This is a genomic window from Amycolatopsis sp. NPDC021455 (assembly GCF_040640995.1).
Taxonomy (GTDB): Bacteria; Actinomycetota; Actinomycetes; order Mycobacteriales; family Pseudonocardiaceae; genus Amycolatopsis.
Genome location: NZ_JBFACT010000028.1, coordinates 65593 through 88847, shown reverse-complemented (window position 1 = coordinate 88847; position 23255 = coordinate 65593). Strand labels below are relative to the sequence as shown.

The 23255-nt window shown below is 72.7% G+C and carries 20 protein-coding genes and 1 pseudogene; 7 read left to right on the top strand and 14 right to left on the bottom strand.

Annotated features, from left to right (window positions below):
- Position 1: 1 nt before the first annotated feature.
- The 7 genes from mraY to mraZ all read right to left on the bottom strand — a co-directional run bounded on the left by mraY (position 2) and on the right by mraZ (position 8625).
- Positions 2 to 1084: a phospho-N-acetylmuramoyl-pentapeptide-transferase gene (gene mraY, locus AB0G28_RS27675; RefSeq protein WP_361094964.1), complete on the bottom strand. Its 1083-nt coding sequence runs from the start codon at positions 1082 to 1084 to the stop codon at positions 2 to 4.
- Entirely contained in the window at positions 1081 to 2565 is a 1485-nt protein-coding gene (murF, locus tag AB0G28_RS27670) for a UDP-N-acetylmuramoyl-tripeptide--D-alanyl-D-alanine ligase (protein ID WP_361094961.1), read from the bottom strand. Before murF ends, mraY begins: the two co-directional genes overlap by 4 nt.
- Entirely contained in the window at positions 2562 to 4097 is a 1536-nt protein-coding gene (locus AB0G28_RS27665; protein WP_361095027.1) for a UDP-N-acetylmuramoyl-L-alanyl-D-glutamate--2,6-diaminopimelate ligase, read from the bottom strand. The genes murF and AB0G28_RS27665 overlap by 4 nt, the downstream gene beginning before the upstream one ends.
- Before the next feature lie 289 nt (positions 4098 to 4386).
- On the bottom strand, positions 4387 to 6315 hold the full coding sequence (locus AB0G28_RS27660) for a penicillin-binding protein 2 (RefSeq protein WP_361094957.1): 1929 nt from the start codon (positions 6313 to 6315) through the stop codon (positions 4387 to 4389).
- Positions 6315 to 7034, bottom strand: coding sequence for a hypothetical protein (locus tag AB0G28_RS27655; protein ID WP_361094954.1), 720 nt, complete (start codon positions 7032 to 7034; stop codon positions 6315 to 6317). The genes AB0G28_RS27660 and AB0G28_RS27655 overlap by 1 nt, the downstream gene beginning before the upstream one ends.
- On the bottom strand, positions 7031 to 7978 hold the full coding sequence (gene rsmH, locus AB0G28_RS27650) for a 16S rRNA (cytosine(1402)-N(4))-methyltransferase RsmH (protein WP_361094951.1): 948 nt from the start codon (positions 7976 to 7978) through the stop codon (positions 7031 to 7033). The genes AB0G28_RS27655 and rsmH overlap by 4 nt, the downstream gene beginning before the upstream one ends.
- Before the next feature lie 215 nt (positions 7979 to 8193).
- Positions 8194 to 8625: a division/cell wall cluster transcriptional repressor MraZ gene (gene mraZ, locus AB0G28_RS27645; RefSeq protein WP_004561064.1), complete on the bottom strand. Its 432-nt coding sequence runs from the start codon at positions 8623 to 8625 to the stop codon at positions 8194 to 8196.
- Positions 8626 to 9121: 496 nt separating this feature from the next.
- Between mraZ and AB0G28_RS27640 the strand changes: the two genes are divergently transcribed.
- On the top strand, positions 9122 to 10105 hold the full coding sequence (locus tag AB0G28_RS27640; RefSeq protein ID WP_361094947.1) for a hypothetical protein: 984 nt from the start codon (positions 9122 to 9124) through the stop codon (positions 10103 to 10105).
- Between the two features lie 36 nt (positions 10106 to 10141).
- Here AB0G28_RS27640 and AB0G28_RS27635 read toward each other — a convergent pair whose 3' ends face one another.
- The 4 genes from AB0G28_RS27635 to AB0G28_RS27620 are packed head-to-tail and all read right to left on the bottom strand — an operon-like array spanning position 10142 to position 12313.
- Positions 10142 to 10858: an ESX secretion-associated protein EspG gene (locus AB0G28_RS27635; protein ID WP_361094944.1), complete on the bottom strand. Its 717-nt coding sequence runs from the start codon at positions 10856 to 10858 to the stop codon at positions 10142 to 10144.
- Entirely contained in the window at positions 10855 to 11412 is a 558-nt protein-coding gene (locus AB0G28_RS27630; protein WP_361094941.1) for a PPE domain-containing protein, read from the bottom strand. The genes AB0G28_RS27635 and AB0G28_RS27630 overlap by 4 nt, the downstream gene beginning before the upstream one ends.
- A gap of 12 nt (positions 11413 to 11424) precedes the next feature.
- Positions 11425 to 11961: a DUF3558 domain-containing protein gene (locus AB0G28_RS27625; protein ID WP_361094938.1), complete on the bottom strand. Its 537-nt coding sequence runs from the start codon at positions 11959 to 11961 to the stop codon at positions 11425 to 11427.
- A 4-nt stretch (positions 11962 to 11965) separates the two neighbouring features.
- Positions 11966 to 12313: a hypothetical protein gene (locus AB0G28_RS27620; RefSeq protein WP_361094935.1), complete on the bottom strand. Its 348-nt coding sequence runs from the start codon at positions 12311 to 12313 to the stop codon at positions 11966 to 11968.
- Between the two features lie 295 nt (positions 12314 to 12608).
- Here AB0G28_RS27620 and AB0G28_RS27615 point away from each other — a divergent pair, with 295 nt between their 5' ends.
- From AB0G28_RS27615 to AB0G28_RS27605, 3 genes are read left to right on the top strand one after another with little or no spacing between them, the layout of a single operon-like run.
- Complete coding sequence (locus AB0G28_RS27615) at positions 12609 to 13676, top strand: MoxR family ATPase (protein ID WP_361094932.1); 1068 nt, start codon at positions 12609 to 12611, stop codon at positions 13674 to 13676.
- Positions 13677 to 13702: 26 nt separating this feature from the next.
- Entirely contained in the window at positions 13703 to 14977 is a 1275-nt protein-coding gene (locus AB0G28_RS27610; protein WP_361094929.1) for a DUF58 domain-containing protein, read from the top strand.
- Positions 14974 to 17538: a DUF3488 and transglutaminase-like domain-containing protein gene (locus tag AB0G28_RS27605; protein ID WP_361094926.1), complete on the top strand. Its 2565-nt coding sequence runs from the start codon at positions 14974 to 14976 to the stop codon at positions 17536 to 17538. The genes AB0G28_RS27610 and AB0G28_RS27605 overlap by 4 nt, the downstream gene beginning before the upstream one ends.
- A gap of 244 nt (positions 17539 to 17782) precedes the next feature.
- Here the strand turns inward: AB0G28_RS27605 and AB0G28_RS27600 are convergent, their stop codons facing one another.
- The 3 genes from AB0G28_RS27600 to AB0G28_RS27590 form a co-directional block, all read right to left on the bottom strand.
- Positions 17783 to 18184: a DUF3040 domain-containing protein gene (locus tag AB0G28_RS27600; RefSeq protein WP_361094923.1), complete on the bottom strand. Its 402-nt coding sequence runs from the start codon at positions 18182 to 18184 to the stop codon at positions 17783 to 17785.
- Between the two features lie 181 nt (positions 18185 to 18365).
- Complete coding sequence (dinB, locus tag AB0G28_RS27595) at positions 18366 to 19583, bottom strand: DNA polymerase IV (protein WP_361095024.1); 1218 nt, start codon at positions 19581 to 19583, stop codon at positions 18366 to 18368.
- Positions 19584 to 19742: 159 nt separating this feature from the next.
- Positions 19743 to 20468, bottom strand: a complete 726-nt coding sequence (locus AB0G28_RS27590; protein ID WP_361094920.1) for a methyltransferase domain-containing protein — start codon at positions 20466 to 20468, stop codon at positions 19743 to 19745.
- Between the two features lie 106 nt (positions 20469 to 20574).
- On the opposite strand from AB0G28_RS27590, the gene AB0G28_RS27585 reads away from it, so the two are divergent.
- The 3 genes and pseudogenes from AB0G28_RS27585 to AB0G28_RS27575 all read left to right on the top strand — a co-directional run.
- Positions 20575 to 21468, top strand: coding sequence for a ParA family protein (locus tag AB0G28_RS27585; RefSeq protein ID WP_361094917.1), 894 nt, complete (start codon positions 20575 to 20577; stop codon positions 21466 to 21468).
- Between the two features lie 3 nt (positions 21469 to 21471).
- A complete protein-coding gene (locus AB0G28_RS27580; RefSeq protein ID WP_361094914.1) occupies positions 21472 to 22281 on the top strand; it encodes a DNA-formamidopyrimidine glycosylase family protein in 810 nt (269 codons plus the stop codon).
- Between the two features lie 187 nt (positions 22282 to 22468).
- Positions 22469 to 23228, top strand: a pseudogene (locus AB0G28_RS27575) (adenosine deaminase family protein); the annotation flags it as partial.
- Positions 23229 to 23255 lie beyond the last annotated feature (27 nt).

The window sequence follows — 23255 nt, the reverse complement described above, 5'->3', positions numbered from 1 at the left end:
GTCAGCCGCCGAAGCCCAGCTGCTCGCTGTAGAACAGGCCGAGCCCGAACATGCAGCAGATCGCCGAGAGCAGCCAGAACCGGATGATCACCGTGGTTTCGGCCCAGCCGGCCAGCTCGAAGTGGTGGTGGAACGGTGCCATCCGGAACAGCCTTCGCCGGGTCGTCCGGAACACCGCGATCTGCGCGACCACCGAGATCATCTCGACCATGAACAGGCCGCCGATGACGATGGCGAGCAGCTCGGTGCGGGTCGTCATGGACAGGCCGGCGACCAGGCCGCCGAGGGCCAGCGAGCCGGTGTCGCCCATGAAGATCTTCGCCGGGGCCGCGTTCCACCAGAGGAACCCGACGCAGGCGCCGGTCGCCGCGGCGGCGACCACGGCCAGGTCCAGCGGGTCGCGGACGTCGTAGCAGGCCTGCGCCGGGCCGTTCGCGCAGTTGAGCCGCTCCTGCCAGAACGAGATGACGACGTAGGTCGCCAGCACCATCGCCGCCGAGCCGCCGGCCAGGCCGTCGAGGCCGTCGGTGAAGTTCACCGCGTTCGACCAGCCGGAGATCACGATGTAGCAGAAGATCACGAAGATCACCGACGGGAAGGTGATCAGCGCGAGGTCACGGACGTAGGAGAGGCTCTCCGACGCCGGCGTGAGGCCCTGCTCGTTCGGGAAGTTCAGCACCAGGACCGCGAACGCGATGGTGACCACGAGCTGCCCGACCAGCTTCGCGGTCTTGTTCAGCCCCAAGTTGCGCTGCTTGCGGATCTTGATGAAGTCGTCGAGGAACCCGACGATCCCCAGCCCCACCGCGAGCATCAGCACCAGCAGCCCGGAGGCCGTCGGCGCGCCGCTGCGGGAGTTGAACATCCAGTTGATCAGGTGCGCGGCGAAGTAGCCCACGACCATCGCGATGATGATCGCGACGCCGCCCATGGTCGGCGTGCCGCGCTTGGACTTGTGTCCCTGGGGGCCTTCCTCGCGGATCTCCTGGCCGAAACCCTGCCGGGAGAAGACCCGGATCAGATAGGGCGTGAGCAGGATGGAGATCAGCAGGCCCGCCGCGGCCGCGATCAGGATGCTGATCACGCGTCACCACCGTTCGAGCGTTCGGAGTTTTCGAGCAGGGCCTCGACGACGCGCCAGAGACCGGCGGACTTGGAGGCCTTGACCAGCACCACGTCCCCGGGACGCAGCTGGTCGCGCAGCAGGGCGACGGCGGCCTCGACGTCGGGCACCAGGGCCGCTTCCTCGCCCCAGGAGCCCTCCTGGCACGCGCCCTGGTGCATGGCCGCCGCCTCGGGGCCGATCACGACGAGCTTGGCGATGTTGAGCCGCACGACGAGCCTGCCGATCTCGTCGTGCGCGGTGACCGAGTCCGCGCCGAGTTCGGCCATCACGCCGAGCACGGCCCAGGACCGGCGGCCGGTCTCCCGCGTCATCGCCGCGAGGGCCTTGAGGCCGGCCCGCACCGACTCGGGGTTGGCGTTGTAGGAGTCGTTGAGGAAGGTCACGCCGTCGGGGCTGGTGACGACCTCCATGCGGCGCGCGGACCGCTGTTCGAGCTGCGAAAGGCGGGCGGCGATCTCCGCCGGCGTGGCGCCCAGCTCCAGCGCGACCGCCGCGGCGGACAGCGCGTTGCCGACGTGGTGCTCGCCGTGCAGCGGCAGCTTCACCGAGGCCTCGCCGGCCGGCGTGATCAGCCGGAAGGACGCGCGGGCCTCGTCGTCGAGGGTGATGTCGGCCGCGCGGACCTGCGCGGACGCGCTCTCGCCGACGTACACCACCCGGGCCTTCGTGCGGCTCGCCATGGCCGCGACCAGCGGGTCGTCCAGGTTGAGCACGGCGAGACCGTCCTCGGGCAGGGCCTCGACCAGCTCGCCCTTGGCCTTCGCGATGCCTTCGCGCGAGCCGAACTCGCCGACGTGCGCGGTGCCGACGTTGAGCACGACGCCGATCTTCGGCGGCGCGATGTCCGCGAGCTCGGCGATGTGCCCGAGGCCGCGCGCGGACATCTCCAGCACCAGGTGCTTGGTGTTCGCGTCGGCGCGCAGGGCCGTCCACGGGTGGCCGAGCTCGTTGTTGAACGACCCGGGCGGCGCGACCGTCGGGCCGAGCGGCTCGATCAGCTGGGCGATGACGTCCTTGGTGGAGGTCTTGCCGGAGGAGCCGGTGACGCCGACGACGGTGAGCTGACCCTCGGCCAGCCGCCGCACGACGTACCGGGCGAGCTTCCCGAGCGCGGCCAGGACCGCGGCACCGGAGCCGTCCTTGTCGGCGTGCAGCGCGAACGCCCGCTCGTGGGTCTCGTCCGCGGCCGGCCGCGGCACGACGATCGCGGGCGCGTCGACCTCGCGGGCGGCCAGCACGGCGACGGCGCCGGCCTCGACGGCCTGCGCGGCGAGGTCGTGGCCGTCGACGTTCGCCCCGGGCAGGGCGACGAACAGGCCGCCGGGCGCGAGCTGCCGGGTGTCGAACTCCACGCTGCCGGTCACTTGCGCGCCCCCGTCGGCGCGGTGCAGCCGGCCGCCGACGACGTCGGCGATCTCGGCCAGGCTGAGCACGATCACACACTCACCTCGAGTTTGTTGCGGATGGCCGCGGCCAGTTCGTCGCGGTCGGAGAACGGGTGCACGACGCCGCCGGCCTCCTGGCCGGACTCGTGCCCCTTGCCGGCGAGGAAGACGATGTCCCCCGGCTCGGCGAGTGAGACGGCGTGCGCGATGGCCTCGCGGCGGTCGGCGATCTCGATGATCTCGGCCGGCCCGGCCGCGCGGGCCCCGGCGAGCATGGCGGCGCGGATCGCCGCCGGGTCCTCGGAGCGGGGGTTGTCGTCGGTGACGATCAGGACCTCGCTGCGCCGGGCCGCGGCCTCGCCCATCATCGGGCGCTTGGCGGTGTCGCGGTCGCCGCCGCAGCCGAGCACGGTGATGATCCGGCCGTCCGCGCGGGCCCGCAGCGCGTCCAGGCCCTGGGCGACCGCGGCCGGCTTGTGGGCGTAGTCGACGACGGCGGTGAACTCCTGCCCGACGTAGACGCGTTCCATCCGGCCCGGCACCTGCACCTGCGCGAGCCCGGTGACGATGTGCTCCAGCTCGACGCCCGCGGTGCTCAGGATCGCGGCGGCGAGCACGGCGTTGGCGACGTTGAACTCGCCGGGCAGCGGGATCCGGGCCCGGGCGCTGACGCCGTCCGGCCCGTGCAGGGTGAACGTCTGCTCCCCCTGCGGCGTCGCCTCGAGGTCGGTGGCCTTCCACGCCGCGTCGGTGCCGGGGTCCGTGGTCACGGTGATCGTCTGCGGCGTGAGCAGGGCCTGCCCCCACGCGCTGTCGACCACGACGACCTCGGTGGTCGAGCGGCCGTCGAACAGCAGCGACTTCGCGGCGAAGTACTCCTGCATGTCCTTGTGGAAGTCCAGGTGGTCCTGGGAGAGGTTGGTGAACGCGCCGACGGCGAACCGGGTGCCGTTGACGCGGCCCAGCGCGAGCGCGTGGCTGGAGACCTCCATCGGCACGTGCGTGACGCCGCGCTCCAGCATCACCGCGAGCAGCGCCTGCAGGTCGGGCGCCTCGGGCGTGGTGAAGCCGCTGACCAGGCGCTCGCCCGCGATGCGGGTCTCGACGGTGCCGATCAGGCCGGTGGTCAGGCCCGCGGCCCGGAGCCCGGCGTCGACCAGGTAGGACGTCGTGGTCTTGCCGGAGGTGCCGGTGACGCCGAGGACGGCCAGGCGCAGGGAGGGCTCGCCGTAGATCCAGGCGGCGATCTCGCCGAGGGCGGCGCGGGGGTCGGCGTGGACCAGGATCGGGACACCGGCGTCGCGCAGGGCGGGCCGCTCGGCGCCTTCGGCGTCGGTGAGCACCGCGACGGCCCCGGCGGCGACGGCCTGGTCGCTGAAGTCGGCGCCGTGGGCGCGGGCGCCCGGGAGGGCGGCGAAGAGGTCACCGGGCAGCACGTGCTGCGCGCGCAGCGTGGTGCCGGTGACGGTGAGCTCGGCCGCGTCGGGCGAGCCGGCGATCAGGCGGGCGTCCGCCCGGGCGAGGAGGGTCGCCAGCGGGACCGGGACGATGCGCGCCGGGCGGGGCGGCGCGGGGACCGCTTTCACCGGGCTTTCCGGCACCTGGGAACTGGACGAGGACACGGACACGGCCAAGAGGCTACCGGCGGGCGGTTCGGGCCCCCGCACGCGGTACGGCGATTGCGTGCGAACCCGGCACATGTGCTAAGCGGCTCACCGCTCCCCTTTGCGCCGCAAGGGTTCCGCCGTCACGGCAGGCCGATGTGGACGATCCCCGGGGAAAAGCCGTGAAGGCCTCCTTCCCGGCTCTTATGGCCGGTAAGGAGGCCTTCACGGCTTTAATGGCCGGTAAGGAGGCCTTCACGGACAGTGGTGCCTAGGACGGCGTGATGATGAGCGGGACCACCGGCGACGGGCCGTCGGACAACGGAATCTGGTACCGCTGCGTCAGGTACGAGGCGATGCTGTGGAACAGCGGCGCCGCGGAATGCCCCACCGGCAGCGTCGTGTCGGGCGCGTCCAGCCGGATCCCCACCACGAACCGGGGGTGGTCGGCGGGCAGGATGCCGGCGAAGGTGATGTTGTAGAGGTGGTCGCTGTAGGCGCGTGTCCGCGGGTCGACCTGCTGGCCGGTGCCCGTCTTCCCGGAGATCTGGTAGCCCTCGACCGCGGCCGTCGTCGCGGTGCCCTTCTGCAGGCCCTTGCCGTTCTGGGCGACCGCGCGCATCATGTCGCGCACCGTCTTGGCCGCCTCCGGGCTGACCACCTGCACCGTCTTCGGCGCGGGCTCGGGCACCGTGGTGCCGTCGGGGTTGATCTTCGCCTTGACGATCCGGGGCTCGACGCGCAGGCCGTCGTTCGCGATCGCCTGGTACATCCCGGTCATCTGCAGGATGGTCATCGACAGGCCCTGCCCGATGGGCAGGTTGCCGAAGGTGGTGGCCGACCACTGGCTGCGCGCGGGCACGGAACCCGCGCTCTCACCGGGCAGGCCGACGCCGGTGCGCTGGCCGAGGCCGAACTTCTTCAGCAGGTCGGCGTAGTGCTCCTCGCCGACCTTCTGCGCCAGCAGCAGGGTGCCGATGTTGGACGACTTGGCGAAGACGCCGGTCGTGGTGAACGTCTGCGTGCCGTGGGTCCAGGCGTCGTGCACGACCTTGTCGGCGACTTGCATCGAGCCGGGTACCTCGAGCGTCGAATCGGGCGTCGCGACGCCGTAGGCGATCGCGCCCGTGGCGGTCACGATCTTGTTCACCGACCCGGGCTCGAACGGCGTCGTCACCGCCCGGTCGTTCATCGCCTCGGGGTCGTTGAAGGTCGACGGGTCGTTCGGGTCGAACGTCTTGTCGTTGGCCAGCGCGTAGACCTCGCCGGTCTTCGAGTCCATGACGACGGCCTGGCCGCCCTTGGCGTGCGACTGCTGCACGTAGTCGGTCAGCTGGCGCTGCAGCTCGTACTGCAGGTCCGAGTCGATGGTCAGCTCGAGGTCGGACCCCGGGACGGCGGCCTGCAGGTCGCGCTCGGTGCCCGGGATGACGACGTTGTCGCTGCCGTTCTTGGTGTTGACCAGCATCCGGCCCGGCGTGCCCGCGAGGTCGTTGTCGCGGGACTGCTCCAGCCCGACCAGGCCGTGCAGGTTGTGCTTCGAGATGTCCTTGTCCTCGGTGCGCCAATTGGCGACGCCGACGATGTTCGCCGCGAGGTTGTCACCCGGGTACTCGCGCAGCGCCCGCTTCTCGCGTTCGATCCACGGGAACTGCTTCCAGATGTCGTTGGCGACCGACGGTTCGACGTTGTGCTCGAGGTAGGTGAAGGGCGCCTGCTTGTGGAACAGGTCCAGCAGCTGCTGCTCGGTCAGCTGGTTCGGCACCTTGGCCGCGATGTACTTCGCGGCCGCCGCGGTCTCGCTGTCGAACGTCTTCTTGGTGCCGGGGTTCTTCGCGACCCAGTCGTCCATGGTCTTGTGGAACGCCTTGAGGTTCACCGACAGCGAGCGCACCTCGACGCTGAAGGCCAGCTTCGCGCCGTTGCGGTCCACAATGGACCCGCGCTGGGCGGGGATGTCGATGGTCTGGGTGCGCTGCCGTTCGGCCGCGGCGGAGAGCGCCGCGGCGTCGAACCACTGCACCTGCACCAGTTTCACGCCCGCGACGAGCAGCACGGCGACCAGCAGCAGGCGCACGGCGGAGAACCGGCTGCGGTGCCCGCCGTTGCCCCGCCGGGCGGCGGCGCTGCGCGTCCCGGCCGCGTAGGTCCGCCGGGCGCTGCCGGCGCGCGAGCGGGTCTGCCCCCGCGTCGAAGCCATCACTGGCCGCCTCCGGCGGGCGGCTCCTCGGCGGGCACGGCGGGCTGGTCGCCCTCGATCGGCGCGCCCTGCTGCGACTGGGTGCCGGCGGCGGGCGCGGCGGGCGGCGCGACCACCACGGGGGGTGTGTCCGCCTTGGCCTTCTTGGGCTCGCCGACGAGGGTGGTCTTGCCGTCGGGACCGACGACGATCCGCGCCGGGTCGCCGCCGGGCACCATGCCCAGCTGCTGGGCCGCGGGGGCCAGCGAAGCGGGTGACTCGGCCTTCGCGACGTCGCGCTGCAGCTGTTCCTTGGTCTCGGCCAGGTGGGCGTTGCCCGTGCGCAGCTGCTCGAGCCGGTAGGAGTCGGCGATCGCCTGCGTGGTCAGCCACAGCGTGGTGGCCACGCCGGCGGCCAGCAGCGCCATCATCATCAGCACGAACGACGCCCGCGACTTCGGCAGCCGCAGCTTGAGCCCGGTCTTGGGCTCGCCCGGCTCGGCGGTCTTCTTCGGCTCCGGCCGCGGCTCGCGCTCCTTGAGCAGGTCGGCCCGCTGGGCGCGGCGCGCGTAGGCGCGTTCGGCCGCGGAAGTACGGCCACGGGAGCCGCGCCGGGGCGCGGCCTTGCCCGGCTGGACCGGCTGGGCGTCGGGCTCGGTGGTGGCCGGGGTGCGGGCGGCGTCGCTGCGGCCCCGCGTCGCCGGCGCGGCCCGGCGACGGGACTTCGCGGGAGCGGTCATCGCGGCTCTCCGATCCTCTCTGCGGCCCGCAGCCGCACCGAAGCGGCACGCGGGTTACGTTCGATCTCCTCTTCGCCGGCCTTCTCGGCGCCCCGCGTCAGGAGCTTGAGCTCCGGCCCGTGGCCGGGCAGCTCCACCGGAAGCCCTTCCGGGGTGCGGGACTTCGCGAGCTCGGCCAGCGCCTGCTTGACCAGGCGGTCCTCCAGGGACTGGTACGACTCGACGACGATCCGGCCGCCGACTTCCAGGGCACCCAGCGCCGCCGGCATGGCACGGCGGAGCACCTCCAGCTCGCCGTTGACCTCGATCCGCAGCGCCTGGAACGTGCGCTTGGCCGGGTGCCCGCCGGTCCGCCGGGTGGCGGCCGGGACGGCGTCGTAGAGCAGCTCGACCAGGCGCCCGCTGTTCGTGAACGGCTCCTTCTCCCGCGCGGCGACGACCGCTTTGACGATCCGCTGGGCGAAGCGTTCCTCGCCGTAGTCGCGCAGGATCCTGACGAGTTCTCCGGGCGCGTACGTGTTCAGCACGTCGGCGGCGGTGAACCCGGTCGTCGGGTCCATCCGCATGTCCAGCGGCGAGTCCTTGGCGTAGGCGAAGCCGCGCTCGGCCCGGTCCAGCTGCATCGACGAGACGCCGAGGTCGAACAGGATCCCGTCGGCCTTGGCGATCTTCAGCCCTTCGAGCGCCTCCGGGAGCCCGTCGTAGACGGTGTGCACGAAGTGGACGCGGTCGCCGTGGCGGGCCAGGCGTTCTCGGGACTTTTCGAGCGCGGCGGGGTCGCGGTCCAGCGCGACGAGCCGCAGCCGCGGGAAGGCTTCGAGGAGGGCGTCGGAATGCCCGCCGAGGCCGACGGTGGCGTCCACGAGGACGCCGTCACGGTCGGCGAACACGGGAGTGAACAGCTCGACGATCCGCTCGAGCAGTACCGGGACGTGCTCGGTCATCGTTCCCTCCCCCCTTTCTCGCCTGGACGGCCCGGGGGAAATATGGCGGATGCCGTCAGGTCCCTGTCCGCCCGCTGCCGACCTGGTACCGGGGAAGGTGTACCAGGGCTGTTGAGCGGACAGAGGCCTCACGGCATCCGGGGTGGGCGTCGCCTCGTCGTGCGGGCGGCGAACCTCTCGTCCCCCGACGACGCAGGTGCACCGCGACCGCACGCCTAGAAGACGCCCGGCAGTACTTCCTCTCGAGCCTTCGCGTAGCTGTCTTCGTGTTCCTCCAGGTACGCCTGCCACGCTTGGGCGTCCCAGATCTCCAGCCTGGTGATCGCCCCGATCACCACGCACTCCTTGCTGAGCCCCGCGTAGCGGCGGAGCTCGGGCGCGATGGTGATGCGCCCCTGGCCGTCAGGACGTTGCTCGTCCGTGCCGGCGAACAGGTAGCGCTGGTAGGCCCGAACCGCCTCGTTGGTGAACGGGGCCTCGGCGACCTTGCGCGCCATCTGCTCGAACTCGGCGCGGGGGAAGACGAAGAGGCAGTGATCCTGCCCCTTGGTGACCATCAGCCCACCCGCCAAGGCGTCACGGAACTTCGCGGGCAGCGCGAGCCGCCCCTTGTCGTCCAGCTTCGGGGTGTGGGTGCCGAGGAACACGGCCTCCACCTCCCTACCGCCCTCGGTGGCGAACCACCTCGGACGGCCACGGGGCTTCCCTTCCGCCCCACTGGGCACCACCGTACCCCACTTTTCACCACAGTCAACGCGACAAACGCGCGGACCACTCCGTCGGGTGTTCCGTTTGCGCAGGTCAGCAGGGTGGGGCCGGGTGGGGGCCCGAGTGGGGGACGGTGGCCAAGATCCCCCACCCCGGGGCCCGGAGCAACCTCAGCTGTTCCCCAAGCGTCCGCATAACGGCCGCGAAAGAACCCACCCCACCCCCTGTGGGGCCCGGTGGGGCACCGCGGTGGGGCCCAGTGGGGACGGCCCGAATGTCCTGAACGACTCTTTCAGGACGTCTGATGTCCTGAAAGAGTCGTTCAGGACATTCCCCAGCCGCCGAGTTGTCCACAGCCGCCTCGAGTCGCGCGGAGTAGTCCACAGATCACGGAAAGCTCTGGTTCGCGTGCCTCAGGCGAGTCAGGATCGATCAGTGACGAGAAGATCTTGGACACGCGACGCGGAGGCACTTTTCGCGGCCAGCCGACGGGGCGTGATCACTGTGGCGCGCTTGGAGTCCTTGGGCGTACCCCCGCGAACCAGCTACCGGCGCTGCCTCCCCGGCGGGCCGTGGCAACGGCTACTGCCCGGCGTCGTGCTCCTCCGCACCGGCGAACCCACGCGGCGGCAGCTGACCGAAGGCGCTCTCCTGCACTGTGGCGACCGGGCGGTGGTCACCGGCCTGGAATCGCTCCGCAGGCAAGGACTGAAGCGCGGTGTCCGCCAGGGCGAACCGATCCATCTCCTCCTGCCACTGCATCTGAAGACCACCAGCAGCGGCTACGTCCTCGTCGAGCGGACCAAGCGGATGCCCGACCCGGTGCGGCAGGACGGGCTTCCGCTGGCTCCGGCCGTCCGCTCGGTGCTGGACGAGTGCCGGCGCCTGCGCGAACGTCCGCCGATCCGGGCTCTGCTCGCCGAAGCGGTGCAGCAGCTCGGGGTCGATCCGGCCGAGCTGGCCGCGGAACTGGAGACCGGCAGCAGGCGAGGAACCGCGCTGCCCCGTGCGGTGCTCCAGGAAATCGTCTCCGGCGCCCGGTCGGCCGCGGAAGCCGAAGCCATGGCCGTTTGGCGCCGTACCGGGCTGCCCGAACCAGTCTGGAACTTCGAGCTCCACGACGACCGCGGCGGTTACCTCGCGACCCCCGATGCTTGGTGGGACGACGTGGCCCTGGCCTGGGAAATCGACTCCTACGAGTTCCACTTCGGACAACCCGGCTACGCCGCGACCCTGGCCAGGAACAACCGGTACGCCGCAGCCGGCGTCGCGGTGGTGCAGACAGTGCCCAGCCGTCTGCTGAGCGAGCCCCGCGCCGTCGCGGGCGACCTCGTCTCCGCCTACCGCTCCGCGGCAGCCCGTCCGCGCCCTCCGGTGATCCTGGCCGGACGTCGTGAACGACTCGTTCAAGACGTCTGACGACAGGAACGAGTCGTTCAAGACAAGCGGGCGCGCTCAGGATTCCGGGGTGAGGAGGGCGGCGACGCGGGCCGCCAGGCGGGTGCTGTCCACCGGGCTCACCGTGACCCAGTCCGTCCCGCCGCGGCCCCGGGTCTTCGTCGCGCAGTACGCGCCGACGTCGGTGTCGAACCACGTCAGGCCACCGAGCCGCTCGACGCGGCCCGTGCCGGACCGGCGGCTCACGCTGAACTGGCCCGCCGCGTACACCGGCCGGGCCTGGATCGCCCGCATCTCCTCCAGCTGCGCGGACGCCGATCGCGAACCGGCCGAGACTGCCGACGAGGGCAGGTTGATCCCGTAGCCGGGGCCGGCCGTCAGCTCCGGGAGTACGTCGACCAGCGCCGTGCACAGCTCGCCGTCGCCGATGGTGTCCAGGCCGATCGTCTGCTCCGGCTGGGTCGCCAGCACACCACGGCGGCCGCGGACCGCCGTCACCGCGCGGAACGGCGTCGACGCCGTCATGTCCGCCAGCGCCTCGCACGCGACGAAGACCTCTGCCGAGGCGAGGAGCTCCAGCCGCGAAGCCAGCGCAGGTTCCAAGGAACCGTCGTAGAGCCCGCGCTCGGCGAGGTTCGCGTACACCGCTTTCCGCACCTCGGCGCGTTCCTCGTCGGTCGCGCCGACGCTGCGGACGGTCAGCGGCTCCGGCGGGCGGTCGTGGCCGAGGTCGGTCCAGAGGACGTCGAACGCCGACGCGGAGACGCGGATCAAGCCCGCCCCAGCGCCGGCGGGGCCGGGAACGCCTCGGCGGGCACGTGGCCGCGCAACGCCGCGTCCCGCGCCCGCATGACGTCGATCGCCTTCTGCCGCGCGGCTTCCGCTTCGGCGCGGCGGGCCGCCATCTCGTCGGCCAGCCCGGCCAGGACGAGCACGTTCCCCGAAGAGGCGGCGTCCCGGATCATCGCCGCCGGGTCGTAGGCCACCGGTGGCGGCATGTCGGCCCGGGCCCGCGCGGCCGCCTCCGCCTGCGCGCCGACCGCGCGGCCCACCGACGCCGAGACGGCGGCCGAGTGCCCGAGCCACCGCGTGGCCCGGTCCAGTGCCACCCGCGCCGCGTCACCCGCCTCGCCCCGCCAGGTCTCCTCCGAGGAGGCGACGAGGGCGGCGAGGCCGGCGGTCGACTCCTGCAGCCGTTTCGCCAGCCCCTCCCAGCGCGCGCCCGCCTCGCCCGCGGCGGCCGGGTCGTTGCCCTGCTCGACCTCGGCGGCCATCGCCTCGTGGCTGTAGGACTCGTACCGCGCGGTGGGAACAGGGGGTTCGGGCACGGCGCACCTCCGTCAGGGCAGTTTCGGTTCGACCAGTCCGGCCACCGTGCCCGCGCGGCGGCAGGCGAGCGGGGTGTCCGAGAAGCCGGTGTTGCTGACGTCGATCTGGACGCTGGCCGTGTCGCCGACGCCGAGCAGCACGGCGCAGGTGCCGTCGGCGGCCTTCTTGTCCGCCACCTGCAACGCCGGGTGCGCGCCGACCTTCGTCCTCGTGGCGGTCTTCTTCGCGACCTCGAGGTCGGCCAGGCCGTCGGTCTCGCTGAGGGTGACCGTGACGCCGAAGGTGCCGGGCACGGTCCAGTCGCAGGCGCGGGCCCCGGCGATGTCCTTGGGCTTGCCGAGCACGCTCACCCCGGCGGCCGACCGGTCCTGCGGGGTGAGCAGCGTGCAGGGGTCGATCGCGGCCAGGCCGGTCCACGCGACGGGCGGAGGCGCCGGTGACGTCGAAGCGTGCGTCGAGGCGTGCCCGACGGCGCCCGCCTCCGGCTGGTGCCCGCAGCCCGCGAGCGCGAGCAGCACCGCCGGCGCCCACAGGGACTTCTTCCGCACGCGCTCAGCCCCCCGAGCAGTCCACGCCGTCCGCCGCCTGCTCGTCGGCGTGCTGGTACTTCGCCAGCGCGGCGCCGATCCGGCGCTTGAGCGTCTCGAGCTCCTTGCCGAACGCGGTCAGCTGCTGGACGGCCGAGCCCTGCCCGCCGATGCCGTACTCGGCCATGAACGCGCCGATCTCCCCGGCGTACCCGCCGCCGAGCGGCACGGTCCGGCCGAGCACCTTGGCCTCACGGACCATCTCGCCGACGACGTCCTGCAGCTCGCCGAGCTTCGTGTACGCGTCCGTGGCCAGCTCGGGCGCGACCGCGAAGCCGCGGACGTCGAACGACTGCGTTCGCACCTCGCTCATAATGCGGTTACGCCTCTCCGTAGCCGAGCGACCTCGAACCGCAGCATACGACAGAGCAGGGGGTCAGCGGGAGCACCCAGAATCGGGTGACAAGACACCCGATCGGGGTATCGTCGCTGCTTGCGCAGGGTCACTGACCGCAGTGCCGAAGAGCATCGCGGGGTTCCGCCCCCCGGTTAGCCCGGGTTTGACACACTGGGTGGAACGCTGGTCGCTGCGCGCGGACAGCAGCGAGGGGGCCGTTCGGCCCGGCGGTGCGCACAGTGCGCGCGGCCATGCGCCACCAGGAGGTCGAGTGACGTCGAGAATCCAGTCTGCGGCGCCCGGATCGGGCGAGCAGGCATCCGAGCGACCGCCCTACCCGGCGGAGTCCTCGGTCAACGGCCGGTCCCCCGGCCGCTCCGGCAGAGTGCCGCTGGACGAACTGCACGAGACCGCCCGGCGGATCGCCGCCAACGTGGAGCGGGTGCTCGTCGGCAAACCCGACGTCATCCGGATCGCCCTGGTCACCCTGCTCGCCGAAGGCCACCTCCTCGTCGAGGACGTGCCCGGCGTCGGCAAGACGTCGCTGGCCAAGGCCCTCGCGAGGTCGATCGACTGCACGGTCAGCCGCATCCAGTTCACCCCGGACCTGCTGCCGAGCGACGTCACCGGCGTCTCCATCTACAACCGCCAGTCCGGCGAGTTCGACTTCCGCCCCGGCCCGGTGTTCGCCAACATCGTCGTGGGCGACGAGATCAACCGCGCCTCGCCGAAGACGCAGTCGGCGCTGCTGGAGTGCATGGAAGAGCACCAGGTCACCGTCGACACCTCGACCTACCGCCTCGAACAGCCGTTCATGGTGATCGCCACCCAGAACCCGATCGAGATGGAAGGCACCTACGCGCTGCCCGAAGCCCAGCGGGACCGGTTCACCGCGCGCGTCTCCATCGGCTACCCCGACCAGCAGGCCGAGCTGGCCATGGTCGACGAGCACTCCGGCCACAACCCGCTCGAAGAGCTGCAGCCGGTGTCCGACGGCCAGACCGTGCACCGGCTGATCGAGACCGTCCGCGGCGTGCACATCGCCCCGGAGGTCCGCCGGTACGCCGTCGACGTCGTCGCGGCCACCCGCCAGGTCCCGGAGATCCGCCTCGGCGCGTCCCCGCGGGCCACGCTGCACCTCGTCCGCGCCGCGCGGGCGCAGGCGGCGCTGTCGGGCCGCGACTACGTCGTGCCCGACGACCTGCACACGGTCGCGGTCCCGGTCCTGGCGCACCGCCTGGTGCTGACCACCGAGGCCCACGCCGCGCGCCGGTCGGCGACCGACGTCGTGCGCGCGGTGCTGCACCGGGTCCCGGTGCCGCAGGGCTCCCGGCAGTAGCCGGGCGGAGAGAAGAAGAGGACGGCATGCTGCGTGCCCTGTCCGGCCTGACCACCCGCGGCCGCTGCCTCCTGGCCGCGGGGATCGCCGCCGCGGTGTGCTCGCTGGTGCTCAACGAACGCGACCTGCTGCGGGTCGCGGTGTTCGTGGTGGCCCTGCCGCTGCTGGTCGCCGCGTTCATCTCGGCGACCCGGCTGCGCATCGGCGCCACCCGCGCGCTGCGCCCCCAGCGGGTCGCCGTCGGCGGCAACGGCGAGGTCCAGCTCGAACTGTGGCGCAGCGGCCGGCTCCCGGCCGGCGAGATCCTCCTGGAAGACGGCGTGCCGTACGCGCTGGGGTCGCGGCCGCGGTTCGTCGTCGAACGGCTCCCGCACGACCGCCGTGTCGCCCTGCGCTATCCCCTGCAGCCCGTGCTGCGCGGGATCCAGCAGGTCGGGCCGCTGCGGGCGACCATCACCGACCCGTTCGGGCTCTGCGAGTTCGAGCGCGAGCTGATCGGGCATTCCCGGCTCGTCGTCGTCCCGCGCGTGGTCCCGCTGTGGGGCCTGCCGAGCGGCGCCGGCATCGGCGTCGGCGACGACGGCACGGTCCGGCTGCACGCCGGGCAGGGCGAGGCCGACGTGATCGTCCGCCAGTACCGCCAGGGCGACGACCTGCGGAAGGTGCACTGGCGCTCGACCGCCCGCCGCGACGAGATCATGGTGCGCGTCGAGGAACGGCCCTGGCGTGGCGGCACCACGGTGCTGCTCGACCACCGCGCCGCCGCGCACCACGGCTCCGGCCCGGCCGCCAGCCTGGAGTGGGCGGTGTCCTTCGCCGGGTCGGCCGCGCTGCACCTGCGCCGGTCCGGGCACCGCGTCCGGCTGGTCAGCGAGCACGGCGTCACCCTCGCCGACACCCCGGGCGACGGCGGTGACCACTACGACCACGTCGTGCTCGACGCGCTGGCCGCCCTGCAGCCCGCGCACCAGCGCGACATCACGCTGGCCGGCGACCCGGCCGACGGCCAGGAGCTGATCGCCGTCCTCGGCACGGTCAGCACCGAGGCCGTCCACGAGCTGACCCAGTACCGCCCGCGCGGCATCCGCAGCCTCGCCGTCCTGCTCGACACGCCCACGTGGTCGGCCGGGGTGACCGCGCCGCAGCAGCGGGCCGCCGCCACCGAAGACTCCGCCGCGCTGCTGCGCGCGGCGGGCTGGGGCGTGGTCGTCGCCGGCCCCGGCTCCCCCATGCCGCAGGTGTGGGCCGAGCTGTGCCGCAGCGGCGCGAGCCGGGGCACGCTGATCGGCGGTCTGCGATGAGCACCGCGGCGCCGCCGCGCAAGTTCGACCGGCCCGCGCCCCGGCCGCAGCGCCCGCTTTCGGCCTGGCGCAGCAGCGTCCTGGCCCCGGTCGCCGCCGGGGTCGCGACGCTCTGCGCGGCGACGTCGGTGACGAGCGTCGTGTCCGGGCTGGCCTGGTTCGGCTACCTGTTCGTCGCGGTCCTGCTGATCGCCGCGACCGGGCTGGCGTTGCGCTCGCTGCAGGTGCCGACCGTCCTGGTCGGCCTGGGCCAGCTGATCGTCCTGCTCTTCCTCATCACCGGGGCCTTCACCACGCACGGGATCCTGCAGGTCATCCCCGGCCCGGAGGCGTTCGGCGAGATCGGGACCACGCTTTCGGCCGCCGCCGAGCAGATCCGGGTGGGGCTGCCGCCGGTCGAGGGCAGCCAGCCGATCCTGTGCCTGGTGACGATCCTCGTCGGCCTGGTCGCCGTCCTGGTCGACACGCTGACGGTGTCCGCCGCGGCGCCCGCCGCGACCGGGCTCGTGCTGCTCTGCGTCTACGCCGTGCCGGCCGCGCTGAGCGAGGAAATGCTGCCGTGGTGGACGTTCCTGCTCGGCGGCGCGGCCTTCGCCGCGTTGCTCGCCGTCGACGGCAACCACCGGCACCGCCGCTGGCGCACCCGGGAAGCGCCGGGCCGCAGCGGCAAGCCGGGCGTGCTGTCCGCGCCGGTCGCGGTGGTCTGCGCGGCGATCGTGCTCGGCCTGTTCGGCGGGGCGATCACGTGGGTCGGCACGGTCGGGCGGATCCCGTTCGGCGAGGGCGGCAACGGCCCCGGCGGCGGGTCCGGCGGGTTCGGCATCCAGCCGTTCACCGAGCTGCGGGGCATGCTCGACCAGGGGACCAACCGCGAGCTGTTCAAGGTCCGCGGCCTCGGCACCGACCGGCGGCTGCTGCGCGCGATGACGCTGGACACCTACTACCCCAACAAAGGCTGGGGCCTGCACGACGAAGGCCGTTCGCAGCAGGGCGTCCAGGTCGGGCCGCAGCTGCCGCTCGCACCCGGCGACGACGGCACCGGCTCCGCGCGCAAGATCGACGTCGAGCCGACGAGCTGGCGGGACAACTGGCTGCCGGTGTACGGCGCGCCGCGGGTCATCGACGGCGCGGGCAGCGGCTACCTCTACGACCAGGTCAGCGGCACGGTGTTCACCACCCGCAGCGAGGCGCCGCCGTCCTACACCGAATACGCGTCGCTGAAGGAACCCACGGCCCAGGAGCTGCGCGTGACCCCGCGCGTCGACGACCTGCCGCCGCGCTACACCGAGATCGAGCGGGTCGACGACCGCGTCAAGGCGAAGACCGAGCAGCTGATCGCCGGCGCGTCGAACGACTTCGACCGGGCCACGGCGATCTGGCGGTACTTCACGGCGCAGAACGGGTTCGTCTACGACACGAAGACCGCGCCGGCGAACGACTCCGACGCGCTCGCCGACTTCATCCTCAACGGCAAACGCGGCTTCTGCGAGCAGTTCGCGTCGGCGATGGGCGTGATGCTGCGGGTGGCGGGCATCCCGTCGCGGGTGGCCATCGGCTTCACCCCGGGCGTCCAGGTCAACGACTACCTGTCGATCACCACCCAGGACGCGCACGCGTGGGTCGAGGCGTACTTCGGCGGCAAGGGCTGGGTGACGTTCGACCCGACGCCGCTGTCGGACGGCCGCGGCATCACCCCGTCGTACCTGCAGGCCGGCGCCCAGGACGGCAACCAGCCGGACGACACGCAGGTGGCGCCGAGCACGGTCCAGTCGAGCGCCCCGCCGACCGGCGTGCCGCGGGACCCGGGCCAGAACACGCAGACGCAGCAGGACGCGAAGCAGGCGACCGGCAGCGACGACTGGCTCACGAACCTGGCGATCGCCCTGGCCCTGCTCGGCCTCGCCGCGCTGGTCGCGGAGATGATCGTGCGCCGGCTGATCACCGACTTCCGCCGGCGAGGCGCCACGCCGACGAACCCCGGCGACCCGGCCGCCGAGCGGAGCGAGGGTTCGCTGCTCGTCCGGGAAGAGGCGCCCGCGGTGGCGCCGTCCCGGCTCCAGGCGTCGGTGGGCTGGCTGCCGCTGCTGGCGGCGGGGCTCTGGATCGCCGCGCTCGGCTTCCTGGCGGCGACCGTGGCGTGGTGGCTGGGTGTCCTGGTGGCGCTGGTGCTGGTGCTGTTCGCGGGCCCGGCCATGCTCCGGGAGGCCGTCCGGCGACGGCGGCTGCAGCGGATCCTCCGTCAGCAGTCCGGCGCGGCCGACGCCGCGTGGGACGAGCTGCGCGCCGAGTGCGCCGACCGCGGCCTGCCCATCCCGACCAGCGACACGGTCCGGGTGGCGGGCCAGAAACTGGCCGCGAAGCACCACCTCGACGACGAAGGCCGCGAAGGCCTGCGAACGGTCATCGGCGTGCTGGAGCGGTCCTGGTACGGCGAGGACGACGCCCCCCAGCCCGAGCTGCCCCCGGCGTTCGAGAGCCTGCGCCGCAGCCTGCGCCGCAACGCACCGATGTCCTGGAAGGGCCGCCTGTTCCCCCGCTCGGTCTTCCGCAACCGCGACTGACGCGTGATTGAAGGGTCAGCACGCGTGATGGGAGGGTCGACACTCCGGCAAACGCGTGTCGACCCTCTAATCACGCGTGTCGACTCCTGAATCACGCGTGCCGACCCCGTGATCACGAGGCTCACCCGCGTGGGGGTCACCCGCTGTCACCGCGGGGCGGGGCGAGCCGACGGGGCCGGAAGAGCACACAAGAAGATCCGCGTCCGGCCGGGTGGCGGGACGCGGATCTCGTGGTCTTGCGGCGCTACTGTTCCTCGAAACGCTGGCGGAAGCGCTCCTCCATGCGCTGGGTGAAGGAGCTCCGGCGGCCCGGCTGCTTGCCCCGGGAACCGGATCCACCACCCTTGCCGTCCCCGTCGGCGCCGTGCCGAATCGATGTGACGGCCATCATGACCCCGAAGAACATCACGAGGAACCCGAGCACGCTGATCAGCGGGATGTCGGCCACCCGGAACTGCGGCACCACCACGCCCAGCACCAGCAGGGCCACGCCCACTACGAACAGGGCGATGCCCTGAATACGCCGTCGGCGAGCGGGGCGACGCAACCGGGTGCCACGCACCGTGGATGCGAACTTGGGGTCCTCGGCATAGAGCTCGCGCTCGATCTGATCGAGCAGCCGCTGCTCATGCTCGGAGAGTGGCATCTTTCCTCCTCCGGCACAGCTGTCGCGGGCGCCGGGCCGCGCAACGTCCTGGACCCAACAGCCAACCCCAGGCGGGGTGGCACTGTCCAGGATACGAGGCCCGCGCCCGCACGACTACCCGATCCCGCATCCAGAAGGGATCGAATTGGGCTAAATCCCTCCGGATCGGGGTTGCGGACGGTCACCACGGCTCCCGCGGCGCCAGCAGCGAGGCCGGCCGCACCGCCGCGGAGCCGAACTTCGACCGCGCGACGTCGGCCGCGACCTCGGCGTCCCGCCACCGCGGCGCCGGGGAGTCGAACACCAGCTGCTCCCCCGCCTCCCCGGTGTCGAGCCCCTCGACGCGGACGCCGATCAGCCGAACGGCGCCGGCCGGCGCGTGCTCGGTGAGCAACGCCACGGCGACCGCGTGGATCTCGCGCGCGACGTCGGTGGCCGAAACCAGCGTCCGGGCCCGCGTGATGGTCCGGAAGTCCGCGAACCGGACCTTGATCGAGACGGTCCGGCCGCGCACGCCCCGCGCGCGCAGCGTCGCGCCGACCCGCTCGGCCAGCCGCAGCAGCTCCAGCCCCAGCTCGCCCCGGTCGTGCCGGTCGACGTCGAAGGTGTGCTCGGCGCCGATCGACTTCTCCGGCGAGTCGACCACCACCGACCGCTCGTCGATCCCGTGCGCGAGCCGGTACAGGTGCTCGCCGACGGCCGTCCCCAGCGACTTCTTCAGCCGCTCGGGCGGGAACGCGGCGACGTCGGCGATCGTGTCCAGGCCCAGGCGCCGCAGGTGCTCCTCGGTCCGCGCGCCGACACCCCAGAGCGCCGACACCGGCAGCGGGTGCAGGAACGCCAGGGTTTCGGCCGCGGGCACGACGACCATGCCGTCCGGCTTCGCCATGCCCGACGCGAGCTTGGCCACGAACTTGACCTTCGCGACGCCGACCGAGCAGGTGATCCCGTGCTCGGCCGCGACGCGCGAGCGGATCTCCGCGCCCAGCGAAGCCGGCGTGGCGCCCAGGCGCCGCAACGCGCCGCTGACGTCCAGGAAGGCCTCGTCGAGGCTCAGGGGTTCGACCAGCGGCGTCAGCTCGCGGAAGATGCCCATCACCCCGCGGGACACCGACCCGTAGAGGCCCGGGGTCGGCGGGATGTTGATCAGGTGCGGGCACAGCCGCTTCGCCGTCGAGAACGGCATCGCCGAGCGCACGCCGAACTTCCGCGCCGGGTAGTTCGCGGCGGCCACGACCGCCCGCGGCCCGCCGCCGGACACGACGACCGGCTTGTCGGCCAGCTCGGGCCGGGTGCGCAGCTCGACGGACACGAAGAACGCGTCCATGTCGACGTGCAGCATCCCGCACCCGGTGTCGTCCGGCAGCGGTTCCCCCGGCCGGACCCGGAACCGGCCCATCCCGCCCGGCAGCTCAGCATTTCGCCCCACGCCGGGGACGCTACCGCCCACCACCGACAATTCCGGATCACCGGTGCCGGACGACGCCCGGACGTCCTGAACGACTCGTTCCTGTCGTCAGACGTCCTGAACGAGTCGTTCATGGCGTCGCGGCACCGCTCAGGCCGGGCGCGCCACCGCGTGCAGCCGGCCGGCGATGTCCCGCAGCACCGGCGTCCCCGCGGCGACCCGCTCGAACGCCGCCAGCTCGTCGTCCCGGACGTCGCCGGTGACCAGGTCGGCGATCACGCGGTCGCCCTGCAGCGACGTCACTTCGAGGCCGGCGGCCTCCAGATCGGCACGGAGCCCGGAGGCGGAGAAGCGCCGCAGCACCGTGTCGCCCGGGACGACCCCGTCGGCGCTTTCGAGCAGCCGCCGCGCCTCGTCGACCCGGCCCGCCAGGGCGCGGTGGAACACCGCCGCGTGCCGGTTCGCGACCAGCACCGACACCGCGCCACCCGGCGCGACCGCCGTGGCCAGCGCCGCGAGCACCGCGGCCGGGTCGTCGACGATCTCGAGCAGCCCGTGCGCCAGCACGAGGTCGGCCGAGCCGGCCTCGACGTGCCGGCCGAGCGCGTCGGAGTCGTCCGCGATCACCGTGATCAGCCCGGAGACGCCCACCTCTTCGGCTCGCCGCTGCAGCGTGGCCAGGGCGTTCGGACTCGGCTCCACGACCGTCACCCGGCAGCCGGCCGCCGCGAACGGCACCGCCCAGCCCCCGCTGCCGCCGCCCACGTCGACGACGTGGGGGTGCTCGGCGCCCCGGGCGCGGGCGGCCTCGATCTCGGCCTCGAGCACCCGGCGGACGGCACCCGAACCCCGGGCGGCCACGGTCTCCGTCTTCATGTCGCACAGGGTAGTGCCCGCCCCCGCCCGCCTCCCGGCCTCCTCCCTTCGAGTGAACGGCCCTTGCCCGGCGGCGCCTTTCGCCCGCACCCGTAGGCTGGTGAACGTGCACACGGTCGCCGTACTCAGCCTCAAGGGAGGCGTCGGCAAGACGACGGTCGCTCTCGGTATCGCCTCCGCCGCCTTGCGTAGGGGCACGCGGACGCTCGTGGTCGACCTCGACCCGCAGGGCAACGCCACCACCTCGCTCGACCCGCCCTACACCGACGCGACCCTCGCGGACGTGCTCGAGACCCCGACCCGGGCGATGCTGGAACGCGCGATCGCGCCGAGCGTCTGGAGCGAGGACGTCGACGTCCTCGTCGGCGCCGAAGAGCTGGAGCTGCTCAACGACCCGGACGCCGACAGCGAGCGGCTGGCGAACTTCTCCCGCGCGCTGGACGAGCTGCACCGCACGCCGTTGCGCGAAACGCCGTACGAGCTGGTGATCCTGGACTGCCCGCCGTCGCTGGGCCGGCTGACGAAGTCGGCGCTGGTCGCCGCGGACAGCGCGCTCATCGTCACCGAGCCGACGATGTACGCCGTCGCCGGGGCGTCGCGGGCCCTGGAGGCGATCGAGAAGACCCGCAAGGAGCTGAACCCGGACCTGCGCCCGATCGGCGTCCTGGTGAACAAGCTGCGGGTGCGCTCCTACGAGCACCAGTTCCGGATCGCCGAGCTGCGCGAGAACTTCGGCTCGCTGGTCATGCCGACGGCGATCACCGACCGGCTGGCGGTGCAGCAGGCGCAGGGCGCGTGCAGCCCGATCCACGAGTGGCACTCCCCCGGCGCGCAGGAGATCGCGCTGACGTTCAACATGGTGCTGGCGAAGATCCTGCGCTCCAACCGGGCCGGCCGCCACCGCATCGCCGGCGAGGACGCCGAGGGCCCGGACTGGCCCGAAGGCCCGGCGCCGGAGACTCCCGAGGCGCCCGCCGAAGTGCCCGAAACCACGAGCTGAGCCGTGCCCGAAGGCGACACCGTCTACCTCGTCGGCAAGCGCTTCGACCGGGCACTGGCCGGGAAGACGTTGCTGCGTGGCGAGTTCCGCGTGCCGCAACTGGCCACTGTGGACCTCGCGGGGCGCGAGGTGCTCGGCGTCGGGACGGTCGGCAAGCACCTGTTCACCCGCTTCTCCGGCGAGCTGACCCTCCATTCGCACCTGATGATGGACGGCATGTGGGACGTCTACCCGGCGGGCGCGAAGTGGCGGCGGCCCGCCCACCACGCCCGGGTGATCCTGGCCGCGGCCGACGTCCAGGTGATCGGGTTCCGCGTCCACGACCTCAAACTCGTGGCCACACCGAAGGAACACGACCTCGTCGCCCACCTCGGACCGGACCTCCTCGATCCACAGTGGACGGACGAGCACGCGGCGCGCGCGGCGGCGGCCCTCGCCGCGGACCCGGCCCGCGAACTCGGGCTCGCCCTGCTCGACCAGCGCGTGATGGCGGGCGTGGGGAACCTCTACAAGTGCGAGATCGCCTTCCTGCTCGGCGTGACGCCGTGGACACCGGTGTCCGAAGTGGACGCCACGCGCGCGGTCGCGCTCGCCCGGAAGCTGCTGGTGGCCAATGCCGCGTCCGGGCGCTTCGAGCAGAGCACCACCGGCCACCTCGAGCGCAACCGGAAGAACTGGGTGTACGAGCGGACCCGGCAGGGCTGCTTCCGCTGCGGCGGCAAGGTCCTCGTCGGCACCCAGGGCCACGACGTCCAGCGCCGGCCGACGTGGTTCTGCCCGAAGGACCAGGCCGGGCCGTACCCGCCGGAGTAGGCCGGCGCGCGTGACGACGTTCAAGCTCCCGCTCTACGGGGCCGACACCGAACGCGGCGACCTCGCTCCCTGAGCCGCAGGCGCGTTTGAGGAGAACGAGCCCGTCACCGTTCCCCGAACCCCCAGGGAGCTTCGTCATGCCCGGAATCCTGACCGGGCAGGCGCTGCGCGCGTTCGCGCACGCCCGCACAACTGCCGCTACGCCGAAGTCACCGTGACGCCCTTCAACCACCTGCTCGACGGCATGTCCGGCGACGACCTGCTGACCGGGCTCGAAACCGGCCGGGCGCGCGCCGCCGAACTGGGCGTGGAACTGGCCTGGTGCTTCGACATCCCGGGCGAGAAGGGTGTCCGGGCCGGGCAGGAGACGCTCGTGTTCGCGCTGCGCGAACGCCCTGACGGCCTGGTGTCGTTGGGGCTCGGCGGGCCGGAGCCGGGCGCCGGGCGGGCGCGGTTCGAGCCGTTCTTCACGCGGGCGCGGGAAGCCGGGCTGCACAGCGTCCCGCACGCCGGGGAGACCACCGGACCGGCGACCATCTGGTCCGCGCTGCACGACCTCGGCGCCGAGCGGATCGGCCACGGCACCAGCTGCGTGGCCGACCCCGTGCTGCTCGAAACACCTTGCGGCACACCGGATCCCGCTCGAAGCGTGCCCGACGTCGAACGTGCGGACCGGCCAGGTCGCGGACATCGCGGCGCACCCGGTGCGGCGGATGCTGGACCACGGCGTCGTGGTGACGCTCAACACCGACGACCCGCCGATGTTCGGCACCACGCTCACCGGCGAGTACGTCGCCGTCGCCGAGACACTCGGGCTCACCGCGGCCGAGCTGGCCCGGCTCGCCCAGAACGCCGTCGACGCCTCCTTCCTCCACGAGCAGCGGAAAGCCGGTCTGCGGAGTGAGATCGGTGAAATGACGTTGCACGGCACCGCGGACTTCACCTAGCGTGGCAGTACACGAGAAAGGAGGTGG

What these genes read in the sequence shown, in the direction of transcription:
- AB0G28_RS27660 (WP_361094957.1), bottom strand. Translation starts at nt 6,315, where the DNA reads ATGGCTTCGACGCGGGGGCAGACCCGCTCGCGCGCCGGCAGCGCCCGG.
- AB0G28_RS27655 (WP_361094954.1), bottom strand. Translation starts at nt 7,034, where the DNA reads ATGACCGCTCCCGCGAAGTCCCGTCGCCGGGCCGCGCCGGCGACGCGG.
- rsmH (WP_361094951.1), bottom strand. Translation starts at nt 7,978, where the DNA reads ATGACCGAGCACGTCCCGGTACTGCTCGAGCGGATCGTCGAGCTGTTC.
- AB0G28_RS27620 (WP_361094935.1), bottom strand. Translation starts at nt 12,313, where the DNA reads ATGAGCGAGGTGCGAACGCAGTCGTTCGACGTCCGCGGCTTCGCGGTC.
- AB0G28_RS27610 (WP_361094929.1), top strand. Translation starts at nt 13,703, where the DNA reads ATGCTGCGTGCCCTGTCCGGCCTGACCACCCGCGGCCGCTGCCTCCTG.
- AB0G28_RS27605 (WP_361094926.1), top strand. Translation starts at nt 14,974, where the DNA reads ATGAGCACCGCGGCGCCGCCGCGCAAGTTCGACCGGCCCGCGCCCCGG.
- AB0G28_RS27600 (WP_361094923.1), bottom strand. Translation starts at nt 18,184, where the DNA reads ATGCCACTCTCCGAGCATGAGCAGCGGCTGCTCGATCAGATCGAGCGC.
- dinB (WP_361095024.1), bottom strand. Translation starts at nt 19,583, where the DNA reads ATGGGCCGGTTCCGGGTCCGGCCGGGGGAACCGCTGCCGGACGACACC.
- AB0G28_RS27590 (WP_361094920.1), bottom strand. Translation starts at nt 20,468, where the DNA reads ATGAAGACGGAGACCGTGGCCGCCCGGGGTTCGGGTGCCGTCCGCCGG.